At 49.7% G+C, this 11604-nt stretch carries 9 protein-coding genes; 7 read left to right on the plus strand and 2 right to left on the minus strand.

Annotated features, from left to right (window positions below):
* The first annotated feature begins 6 nt into the window (after positions 1 to 6).
* The 4 genes from dnaX to OCV62_RS13585 are packed head-to-tail and all read left to right on the plus strand — an operon-like array spanning position 7 to position 3630.
* Positions 7 to 1584 (plus strand): DNA polymerase III subunit gamma/tau, encoded by a 1578-nt coding sequence (dnaX, locus tag OCV62_RS13570; RefSeq protein ID WP_021915396.1) that lies wholly within the window; start codon positions 7 to 9, stop codon positions 1582 to 1584.
* 22 nt (positions 1585 to 1606) lie between these two features.
* Positions 1607 to 1957 carry a YbaB/EbfC family nucleoid-associated protein gene (locus OCV62_RS13575; RefSeq protein ID WP_021915395.1) on the plus strand — a complete coding sequence of 117 codons (351 nt, stop codon included), beginning with the start codon at positions 1607 to 1609 and terminating at the stop codon, positions 1955 to 1957.
* A gap of 1 nt (position 1958) precedes the next feature.
* Entirely contained in the window at positions 1959 to 2561 is a 603-nt protein-coding gene (gene recR / locus OCV62_RS13580) for a recombination mediator RecR (protein ID WP_021915394.1), read from the plus strand.
* Positions 2562 to 2598: 37 nt separating this feature from the next.
* Complete coding sequence (locus OCV62_RS13585; RefSeq protein WP_262587280.1) at positions 2599 to 3630, plus strand: aldose epimerase family protein; 1032 nt, start codon at positions 2599 to 2601, stop codon at positions 3628 to 3630.
* A gap of 107 nt (positions 3631 to 3737) precedes the next feature.
* Here OCV62_RS13585 and OCV62_RS13590 read toward each other — a convergent pair whose 3' ends face one another.
* Positions 3738 to 4907, minus strand: coding sequence for a sialidase family protein (locus tag OCV62_RS13590; protein WP_262587282.1), 1170 nt, complete (start codon positions 4905 to 4907; stop codon positions 3738 to 3740).
* 114 nt (positions 4908 to 5021) lie between these two features.
* Positions 5022 to 7661: a beta-mannosidase gene (locus OCV62_RS13595; RefSeq protein WP_262587284.1), complete on the minus strand. Its 2640-nt coding sequence runs from the start codon at positions 7659 to 7661 to the stop codon at positions 5022 to 5024.
* A 269-nt stretch (positions 7662 to 7930) separates the two neighbouring features.
* On the opposite strand from OCV62_RS13595, the gene OCV62_RS13600 reads away from it, so the two are divergent.
* The 3 genes from OCV62_RS13600 to OCV62_RS13610 all read left to right on the plus strand — a co-directional run bounded on the left by OCV62_RS13600 (position 7931) and on the right by OCV62_RS13610 (position 11186).
* A complete protein-coding gene (locus tag OCV62_RS13600) occupies positions 7931 to 9301 on the plus strand; it encodes a LysM peptidoglycan-binding domain-containing protein (RefSeq protein WP_262587285.1) in 1371 nt (456 codons plus the stop codon).
* Positions 9302 to 9500: 199 nt separating this feature from the next.
* Positions 9501 to 10697, plus strand: a complete 1197-nt coding sequence (locus tag OCV62_RS13605) for a DUF5711 family protein (protein ID WP_262587286.1) — start codon at positions 9501 to 9503, stop codon at positions 10695 to 10697.
* Positions 10698 to 10709: 12 nt separating this feature from the next.
* Positions 10710 to 11186 (plus strand): CvpA family protein, encoded by a 477-nt coding sequence (locus OCV62_RS13610; protein ID WP_262587288.1) that lies wholly within the window; start codon positions 10710 to 10712, stop codon positions 11184 to 11186.
* Positions 11187 to 11604 lie beyond the last annotated feature (418 nt).

An 11604-nucleotide genomic window follows, 5' to 3' on the forward strand; every position in this document is an offset into this window, starting at 1 on the left:
TCGTCCATGTCCTACACGGCGATGTATCGACGGTTCCGTCCGACTACCTTTGAAGAGGTCAAGGGACAGGATGCGATTGTCACAACACTGAAAAACCAGATCCGGTCGGATCGTATCGGTCATGCCTATTTATTCTGCGGTACAAGAGGTACCGGTAAAACGAGTATTGCGAAGCTTTTTGCAAAAAGTGTCAATTGCGAGCATCCCGTGGACGGAAGCCCCTGCGGAGAATGCGCATCCTGTAAGGCGATTGCAGAAGGCAGAAGCATGAATGTGATAGAAATAGACGCAGCGTCTAATAACGGCGTCGATAATATTCGTGAAATCGTGAATGAAGTGGCATATTCCCCGACAGAAGGAAAATACCGCGTTTATATCATCGACGAGGTTCATATGCTTTCTGCGGGAGCGTTCAACGCACTGTTAAAAACCCTGGAGGAGCCGCCGTCCTACGTCATCTTTATTCTGGCGACGACGGAAGCCAATAAAATTCCGGTTACGATTTTGTCCCGCTGTCAGCGTTATGATTTCAAGCGCCTGACGGTCGAACAGATCGAAGAGCGCATGAAGGAAGCCCTTGCCGCGGCGGGCGAAGAGCTGCCGATCGAGGAAAAGGCGTTAAAATACCTTGCAAAATCCGCAGACGGTGCGATGCGTGATGCCTGGAGCCTTCTGGATCAGTGCCTTGCGTTCCATTTCGGACACGAGCTGACCTACGATATGGTGCTGGACGTGCTGGGCGCGGTGGATACGTCGGTGTTCAGCAAACTGTTGCGCTGCGTGATTGCGCGGGATGTGGCGGGCTGTATCGGTGTGCTGGAAGAGATCGTGCTGCAGGGACGGGATATGAGCCAGTTTGTTTCCGATTTTACCTGGTATCTGCGCAACCTCCTGCTGGTGAAAACTTCCGGGGATTCTTGTGAAGAAGTGATTGACATATCCAGTGAGAATCTGGCAAGATTGAAAGAAGAAGCGCAGCAGATCGAAGTAGACGCGATCATGCGGGATATCCGGTGTTTTTCGGAGCTGTCCGGTAGGATTCGCTATGCGGGTCAGAAACGTGTCCTGATTGAAATGGCGCTGATTCGGCTGTGCAGGCCGGAGATGGAGACGAACGAAGATACACTTCTGGAACGGATTCGAAAGCTGGAACAGACGGTGGAACAGATCGAAAGCGGCTCGATTGCAATCGCAGCGGCGCCGACAGGACAGCCCGCAGTGCAGGCAGCAGCGCCGGTCAGAAGGGCAGAGCTGCCCAAGGCAGTTCCCGAGGAAATCAAAGAAATCGTAGCCAAGTGGCCACGGGTTGCAGGAAGTGCACAGCAGCCGATGAAGTCGTATCTCAAAAATGCGCGCTTAAGCCTTGGCGGTGACAATCGGCTGCTGCTTGTGGTGGAAGACGGGCTGGCGTCCGATTATTTTACCAAAGAACCGGCAAATAAGGGCGCACTGGAACAACTGTTGGCGGAGCTGACGGGCAAGCAGATCGAGGTTGAAGTCCGCAGCGTGCGCAGCAAACAGGAAATGGAAAGTTCTTATGTAGACCTGACAAGGGTCATTCATATGGACATAGAAGAAGAGTAACAAACAGAAAGGATGCAATAAAATGGCAAAGAGAGGCGGTTTTCCGGGCGGCATGGGTATGCCCGGCAACATGAATAACCTGATGAAGCAGGCACAGCGCATGCAGCGTCAGATGGAAGAAGGACAGAAGGAACTCGAGGTGAAAGAGTTCTCTGCAAAATCCGGCGGCGGCGCGGTTGAGGCTGTCGTAAACGGCAAAAAGGAGCTGGTAAAGCTGACCATTTCCGAAGAAGCAGTAGATCCGGAAGATGTGGAAATGCTGCAGGATATGATCGTTGCGGCTGTGAATGAAGCGATGAAGCAGGCGGACGAAGCGAGCCAGGAGCTGATGGGTAAAATGACAGGCGGACTCGGCGGAGGCTTCCCGTTCTGATATGGATCTTTACAGCGGCTATATCAACAAACTCATTGACGAGCTTTCGGGGCTTCCCGGAATTGGCAGTAAATCTGCGCAGCGTCTGGCGTTTCACCTGATCGGGCTTCCGGAAGCAAAGGTGAACAGGATTGCAAATGCGATGATACAGGCTCGGCAGAATGTTCGCTATTGTAAGGAATGCTTTACCCTGACCGATAACGAGCTTTGCCCGATCTGTGCCAACGCAGAGCGGGACCATTCGACGATTATGGTTGTGGAGAACAGCCGGGATCTGGCTGCCTACGAAAAAACCGGAAAATACAAAGGAGTCTATCATGTGCTGCACGGGGCGATTTCCCCGATGCTGGGCGTGGGACCCCATGATATCAAATTAAAAGAGCTGATGGAGCGCCTGAGTAGAGAGCCGGAGGTAAAAGAAGTCATTATCGCAACCAACTCCAGCCTTGAGGGTGAGACGACGGCGATGTACATCGGCAAGCTGATTAAACCCACCGGAATCCGTGTGACGAGAATCGCGAGCGGCGTACCGGTAGGCGGCGATCTGGAATACATTGATGAAGTAACACTGCTTCGTGCGCTGGAGGGGCGTACCGAGCTGTAACAGACAAAATTTTCAGACGAAAGGGATGGACGAACCTATGAAAAAAGAGTTATTCGGGGAAGTAAACGGCAGAGAGGTGTATTTGTATACACTGGAAAACAGTCATGGTATGAAGGTGACGGTCAGCAGCTTCGGTGCGCTGATCATCCGCATCTGGGCGCCGGATCATAACGGTAATTTTGCAGATGTTGCACTCGGTTATGACAGGTTGGAGCAATATCTGGAAAACGGTAAATTTTACGGTGCAGTCGTTGCGCCGAATGCGAACCGGATCGGCGGTGCAAAATTCACCCTCGAAGGAAAAACCTACGAGCTGTCTGTCAACGACAATGGCAATAACCTGCACAGTCACAGAGCTCTGGGTGGGCATAAGCGGATCTGGGATGCCGAAGAAAAAGAAAACGGCATTTTATTCACGATGTCTATGAAAGATGGGGAACTTGGCTTTAGCGGAAACAGGGACTTTTCGGTTCTGTATGAGCTGACGGAGGAGAACGGACTGCGCATTACCTATGATGTGGTAAGCGATGCAGATACGATTCTTAACCTGACAAACCATTGTTATTTCAATCTGGATGGACACGGTGCCGGACCGATTACCGACCATGAGCTGCAGTTGTTTTCTCATGCGTATACTCCGGCCGATGCAGAATCGATTCCGAATGGAGATATTTTACGCGTAGAAGGTACACCGATGGATTTCACAGAGCCGCATCTGATCGGCGAACGGATCGATGCAGACTTTGACCAGCTTAAAATGGCAGGCGGATATGACCATAACTGGGTTCTGGACAATTACACCGGGCAGGTTCGTAAAATTGCAGTTGTCAAGAGCTCTGATAAATCCCGCATAATGGAGGTTTATACAGATCTTCCGGGCGTTCAGTTCTATTCGGGCAACTCCAGGGATTTTGAAGACGTAAAGGATGGGAAAACCTACGGCTACAGAGCGGGTCTGGCACTGGAAACCCAGTTCTATCCGGATACACCGAACAAACCGCAGTTTCCTTCTTCGGTATTCGGACCTGACAGACCGTATCACACCGTAACAGAATATCGGTTTGTATAACACTGTCTACGCAGGACATAGAAAAACCGGCAGCAGCGAAGCGATCAAAGCTTTGCTGTCTGCCGGTTTTTATTCATGACAATAGAATGTTGCCGTCTTTGCTTCCCTTATCTTTTGCAGGTCAGAGTCTCGTCCCCGCCAACGCCTTTACAAAGCTTTTCTCCTAGGATCCATGCTTCATCCATGCACAGATATTTAATACGCTTACGATAGCCCCACGCATAAGCGACATGAATCCTGCCATCTTTTCCCTGAATCAGGCAGGGATATTCGTAACGGCGGTTGTTGACGTCGTTCCACGGACCGATAAAGCCCTCGCCGTGCTCGATGATACGCCGCCAGGGCCAGCTTTTTCCTCCGTCCTCGGAAATGGCGAGTACGACAGGACAGCGCTGGTCGGGCCAGACGGTGCGCTCGGGCTCGTCATTGAAGGCGACGTCATTGTATACAACGCAGACTGCGCCGCTTTGAAGACGGATTGCGGTAATGCTTGCGTTGTTGTTGCGCAGCACAGTAGGCTCCGGCACGCTCCAGGTTTCGCCGTTATCATGGGATTCCGAACGGTAAATATGGTCAGCAGAGCGGCTGCGCAGCAGGCAGATCAGATTTCCGGGAGAAAGCTCCACGATATTGCCGTGTACGCGCCCGCGGCTGCCGGGCATCATGACGCTGCGCCAGGTTTTGCCCTGGTCGTCTGAAAGCTGCAGGACGGTGTAATCGTCTCCCATGCAGGAATCGTTGATCGCACATCGGAAATTGTTGAAAATAAAACGTCCGTTGGACAGAATCTGAATCTTTTGCCGGCAGAACGAGCCGGGAGCGGAAAACATTGTCTCGGTCGCCTCCCAGGTGTGCCCGTTATCGCGGGAAATTTTCCGGCGGATTTCAGCAGTTCCCTGTAAATTGTCAGAGGTTGGATTGTTGGGATCACGGGAAACCTGTGCGGTATACATCAGCCAGATTTCTCCGTTTGGATGCAGGAAGAGGGAAGGATTCTGCTCGCTGCGGGTCGGATCATCGGAAACAATTACCGGTGTTTCCCACTGGGAACTGTCCTCTGACAGACGCGACACAGCAATGCTGACGTCCGCGTTTCCTTCACAGGAGCCTGCAAACCAGCAGCAAAGCAGATCGCCATTTTCAAGCTCTAAAAGATCGGGCGCGTGACAGCTGTTCCACGGATTCGGAATCAGGGATTCCACGAAATTCAAAGCGGTATCGCGGTAAAGCCTGCCGTCGTCTCCGACAGGCGGCAGGTCAATAATCGTATGTGACATAAGTCCCCTTTCTTTTAACATTGCGCAGGACAATGCTCACTCAATGTGAAACGCATGCGCGAAAGATTCTTTTGTGAATCTTTTTGCGCATGCGCATAACAGGTATATACAAATTTACGCGTGCATTGTCGCAGCTGTGTACAGTGTAGGTATCTCGTCACAGTTTTCTACGCGGATCGTTTTTGCCTCTCCGGGATAGAGCTTGAAGTAGTTATCACTGTAATGTACTCTGTCGTCGCTTGTCATCAGATAAGCGAACGGTGTAAATACGTTTGCACGGACGGTTACGAGCAGATCGCTGCCGTCTTTCTCAACGGATTCGATCACCGCATCGCTTTCCGGAATGGTGTATTCGCGGTAATAAGCGCGCAGGCTGTCAGCTGTTTCAAAGCCGTCTGCACTTACAACGAAATATCCGTCTGCGGCAGGCTCTGCAGCGTCTACATGGAATTGCTGCCAGGAATGCGGAGCAACGGTCAGATCCTTTGTCAGGAGAACACTATTGTGTGCGCCATCAAAGGTCTGTGTGCCGACGCAGACATTTGTCCGGATTTCATCAGGGGTTTCGTTGATGACGGTTACAACCGCGCCGCCGTCTGCCTTCCGGATAATCAGTTTTTTCGTATCAAAAGCGCGTTTTAAGAAGTAGAACGAAACCTTTCTGGTGAGATAGTAATCGATAATGGTCCAACCGGTTTCCGGCCAGCAGTCGTTGTACATCCAGATCAGATCGCCGGCACCGTAGGATTTCTGGCGGATCGCCTCTGCCATTTCGGCATATAAAAGCCCCTGCATGATACCGCTGTAAAGCAGATAGCTGCGTTCGTCCAGCGTGGAAAATTCAGTCAGATGGCGGTTGATAACGCCGTCGATGGCCCCACGCTTGCGTTCGAACTCGCCGTGATGCTTCCAGGACGGATTGTTGAAGGACATCTCTTCCCCGTCCAAATAACGGCGGACGGTGCTTTCCATCTGCGCGCCGAAAAATCCGTATTCGCTGGAAAAACGCGCCGGGAATCGATCAAAAGCTTCCAGTTCGTAAGAGAATTTGAATCTCGTCTTGGAATCGCGTCCAAAATAAGTCCATGCATGGACGTCTCCCTCTTCAGTGGTATTGGAACGTTCTCCAAAGTACGGGGTGGACGGCATGTAGGGAATCAGCGGGCTATTGTGCTGGACTGCGCGGGGCTGGATGTAGTTGAAAATCTGATCGCCCCAGTAGCGTTCGGGCTGCAGCATTCCCGGGAACCAGTCTGTGTAGGACTCGGCGATTTCGTTGTTTCCGGTCCAGACTGCCATACAGGGATAATGCGCCAGACGCTTGGTCTGATATTCTGCCTCGCGTTCTGCTTCGTAAAGGAACGAATCCTTCTGATCGGGATAAAAAGCACATGCGTACATAAAATCGTGCATCAGTAAAATACCGTATTCGGAGCAGTAATCGTAGAAGCAATCCGGTTCATAAGTGCCGCCGCCCCACATACGGAACATGGTAAAGTGTGCTGCTGCACCTTCGCTGACCAGCTTTTTATAGTTTTCATCAGGCGTCCGCAGATAAATAGAATCGGTAGGAACCCAGTTGCCGCCTTTGCAGAAAATACGGGTGCCGTTGATTTTGAAGAAGAAGTTGCGGCTTTCATCCGGCAGCTTGGAAAAGTCGATGGAAAGCGTGCGGATACCGATTTTCTTCGGTTTTGCTTCGTGGGTGATGCCGCGTGCCGTGCAGCGTGCGGTAAAGGTATAAAGGTTCTGAGCACCGTAACCGTTCGGCCACCAGAGCTTTGCATCCTTTAATACAACGCGTTCCTGTGCAAAATTGATGCCGCCGACAAGCATCAGGGTCTGATGACCGGTATACGCGGTCTTGCCGTCGATGGACAGCTCATATTCCAGCTCTGTTTCAGCGCTCTGCACCATGTTGGATTTTTCGATTTCAAAATGAAATTCGATTTCTGCATCATTTCCGGAAAGGCTGAGCGTATCGACGCGGGAAGCGATTACCTGTGCACCGCTGAACGCTTCGATTTCGATCGAACGTCCGATACCGCAGGTAGGAACGGGCTGACACCAGTCCCAGCCATAGGTAAACTGTGGCTTACGCGTGTATACTCGCTGGTCGCAGATCGCATTGTCACTTGCACAGTAATAGGAAACGGTGTCATGTGGATAATTTAATTCCATGCCGGAGGTCAGACGGATCACGATCTGGTTGGTACCGACATGCAAAAAGCGTTTGATATCTGCAGAAAAAGCACAGAAGGTATTTTCCTGATGTCCGGCGGGAATGCCGTTAACTAAAATATCGGCATTAAAATCGAGCATTTCAATGTTCAGGCGGACAATATCTTCGTTGAGCATTTCTTCGGTGATATCAAATTCTTTGACAAGCCACCAGGAAAGCTCTTTAATCCAGATGCTTTTTTTGGTGTTGTCCTTTAAAAAAGGCTCCTCGATAACTCCGTTATCGATCAGGGCGGTTGTAACGTCGCCGGGTACAGTCATAGGAATATATCCCGTTTTGGAAGGATAGGGGTGCATGGCGAGGGCGGTATTTACCGTAAATTTCGGATCGGGTTCTTTCAGATACATTTCCCGCTCCTCCTCGGTCATATTTTCTTCGGTCAGATAACCGGGAATTGTCGGTTTGGGAGGCATGGCGTTGAGGTGGACGAGCACCTCTGTACAGCGATCTGCTGTTACGTCCATAAACTCGCCGCGAAGTTTCCATTCGCCTGCAAGAGAAAGTTTGCTCATTTTCAGTACCACTCCTTTAGTATATTCTGCAGAAATTTTGGTATCTACTAAAAAATAGTTTAGAAGAGTCCGGAAGGAAATACAATGTATTTTATTGTGCTTTTTATATCGAACAGAAGTATTTGACAGAATAAATATGTGCAAAAGTTCCAGAACGGGACTCTGCTCCAAACCGTCAAAAAAGAGCGCATAAACAGACAAAATCTGCGGCAACGGTCTGCTAAGATTAGGAAAAACGGGGTGCCCGGATGGAAAGGAGCAGAGGTAAAATGTTGAAAATACCCAAAAATGTGATGCAGATCGGGACAGGCAGTCCGAATGTAAAATTGTACATGGAGGATTATGTCCATACGTTTCTGGAACGATGTCAGGGAAAAGAGACGTGTCTGGCATTCGGGCAGCAGGAGGAAAAGGACGGCATCCGCTATTATTTAATTTACGGGGTGGAAAAAGAAACGGACTTCAGGCGCGGAAATTTTCCGTATTTTCAGAAGCTGGAGCGGATTGGAAAAATTGAAAAAAAGGAAGCCTCCGTCCGGTTCTGGACCGTGCGGGGAGAAGAAATCCAGATCGGAGGCTATTTTATTTTTTATGAACAAAACGAAGAAATGCAGGCATATATGATCGCTGAACGGGAGCAGAGCCGCCCTGCAGATGTGGAGGAGGAACGGGTGATGGAAGCGATCAATGCCCGCCGGGAAAAAAGAAAAGCGGAAGCTGCAGCGGACGCAGCGCGTGGTACAACCGCCTCCGGGGCGTCTACACCGAATACAGCGCGGAGTGCAACTGCCTCCAGGGCGTCTGCGTCGAATACAGCGTCTGGCAGGAAAACGGTGCTGTCAAGGCTGGGTGCGCTTAAAGCTGCAGCGCCTACGCTGAACGCAGCGTCGAGGAAAACTGCTTTTGGGACAGCTTATCAGGCCCGCTTGGGCAGTACCGGCGCCCTCTTCCCGAAGCTTTGCCGGATTGGCTGCCTGGTGCTTTTGGTGGTTCTGGTCGGAACGGCGCTGACGTCCGTCAATCAGTATCCGGATATGAAAGCGGTTTCCGCCCTGTTGGCAGGAGCTGTCCGGAATACAAAAAATGAGACGAAAAATACATCTTCCGGACTGATTGTAGAAGAGACTGTCGGCTGGAATTCATCGGACGAAATGGCGCGGTCTGCCGCCTTGGACGAAGCTGCACAGGCGGACGATACAACCGGCACGGACAATGCGGCGATGGATGGCGAAGCGACAGACAATAGGACGACGGACAGTGTAATGCCAGAAAGAGTAATGCCAGAAAGAGTAATGACAGACAGCGTAATGCCAGACAGCGTAATGTCGGACAGCGTAACGACGGACAGCGTAACAACGGATAGCGTAATGGCAGATGGCCAGAATGCGGTCACGACCGACGCAGACGCTGAAACCTCGACAGCCCGGCAGTCCGCATCAGCCTCCGATTCATCCCCTCAGGTTCAGGAAGCCCTGGCGCGCCCGGAAAGCTATCAGGTGCAGAAGGGAGACAGCCTCATCGCTATTTCCAGGAGATTTTACGGAACAGATGAAAAGGTGATAGAAATCTGTCGCCTGAATAATATAAAAGACCCGAATCAAATCCAGCCCGGACAGAATATTTTACTACCTTCAAAATAATGAATGTGTTATGATGGAATGAGCGCACAAGAAAAACAAGCGACGCCGAAGGCGACATTTGTTTTTCTTGCGCCATTAGAGAATGAGCAGCCTGCATAGCAGGCAGTAAAGCGCGTCAGCGAGGGCTCGTGATGGAATGAGCGCAAGTGAGCCAACATGCTCGCAAAGATGCTGCAAAAGAAATGGGGACTTATCTCATATGGTAGATATCAGGGAATACCTGCGAAAAAAAGAAAAAAACGAGAAAAAAGACAGCAAGAATTTTAAACGGGAAATCCGGGCGCATCGTCTGAAAGTGATCCTTCGTTCCTGCTGCGTAATCGGCGTGATCGCAGCGCTGACGGTGACGGCGGTAACGCTGCTTAAAAATCAAACCTACTCCGGCTACACGGTCGTGTCCGCAATCGACAGGAACCAGGTGTCCGGTTCTACTCTGCTGAGCTACCAGAATGGCTTTCTGACCTACAGTAAGGATGGTATCAGCTATACGGATTACAAGGGCAACGCCATGTGGAACCAGACTTACGACATGCAGTCGCCGTGCGTCTCTGTGCGGTCGGGCTGGGTCGCAGTTGGGGATTATAACGGCAACCTGATTTATGATATCAGTCAGGACGGGACATCCAAACAGATTGATACGAATCTTCCGGTGAAATCGCTGTCCGTGGCAGCGAATGGCGTTGTGGCGGCGATTCTGGAGGATGGGGATGTGACCTGGATCAACGTCTATAATCCTACTGGGGAAAAAGCAGTCGGAATCAAAACGACGATGCAGAAATCGGGTTATCCGGTTTCCGTGTCATTGTCGGACAATGGAAAACTGATGATGGTGGCATATCTGAAAGCAGAAAGCGGCAGTATGAAATCGATCGTCAGCTTTTACAATTTTGACGAAGTCGGACAAAACTACACCGACACGATGGTAAGTTCCTACGAATATTCGGATACGGTAATCCCGCTGGCAGAGTTTGCGGGGACGCATACGGCGTATTCTGTGGGAAATAATCAGTTCATGTTATATGAAGGGAATGAAATTCCAAAAAATATCTTCCAGAATTTCATGCAGGAGGAGGTGCAGGACGTCCGCAGCAGCGGCAATTATGTGGCGTTTATTTTTAATGGTACGAATGGAAACGGAAAATATCAGATTGACATTTACAATATGAACGGGACGCAGGTGCTGTCGTTGCCGTTTGCAATCGAATACCGGGATGTTCTGATTTCGGATCAGGAACTGATTATATATAATGAAGGAGAGTGCCTGATTTATAACCTGAACGGAAAAGAAAAATACAGCGGACCGATACCGGAACAGACGCAGCTTTTAAAAACGCTGGGCGGAAACCGGTTTCTTGCGGTTACTGCAAACAGCATAGATATGATAGAAATGAAATAAACGGGAGAAAAAATGAACTTACTGCTGGTTTGTGTGATCTTATTTGCCCTCTGGCGGGGATATGCCGGAATGAAAAAAGGAATGGTGGATGAAATCAGGATGCTGCTGTCTCTGGTCATTTCTCTGTTCGTCCTTTCGCTGGCTATCCTTTTATATAGCAGTGTGAAAGAAAAAAACACTACCAATATAATACTGTCGGTTCTGATGCTGCTGACTACCGGACTCGCAGCCAGACTGGTGAACCTGATTTTCAAGTCACTTTCGGCAATCGCGCACCTGCCGATTCTGAAACTGCTCAACAGTGTACTGGGAATCGTGGTCGGCATGGCAGAGAGCATCGTAGTTTTATGGATTATTTATATTGTAATCGCCAGCTTCGATACAGGAAGAGTCGGCAGCCAGATCGCGGCGTGGACCGTTGAAAACGAATGGCTGACGAAGCTTTATCAGATGAACCGGTTCGCCTACTGGCTGGCGGGATTATCCTGATGTTACGGGATTGTAAAAAAGTAAGAAAAAAGCAAAAACTGGTTGACAACTAAAAAAGGATAATGCTATACTGAAGTTCCACCGCAGGAAATGTGATGGAACTTCTTCTTTAAAAAAGAAGAAAAAGTGCTTGACATCGACGAATAGTCTTGGTAAAATTTATGGCTGTTGCGGCAATCGAAAGCAACACGGATTTCTGAAAAGAAATTCAAAAAAATAAAAAACTGCTTGACATGAACAGAAAGTTCTGATAGAATAATGAACTGTTGCTGCGAGTGATAAGCAACCAAGTTTCGAAAGAAACTTGAAAATAAAATGAAAAAGTTCTTGACAAACAGAACTGCTTATGATAAACTCAATAAGCTGTCTGAACGACAGGAACGAAAGTTCTTCTGGAAATACTTCCAATAAGAAGAAC

The organism is Gallintestinimicrobium propionicum (assembly GCF_025567525.1).
Lineage (GTDB): Bacteria > Bacillota > Clostridia > Lachnospirales > Lachnospiraceae > Gallintestinimicrobium > Gallintestinimicrobium propionicum.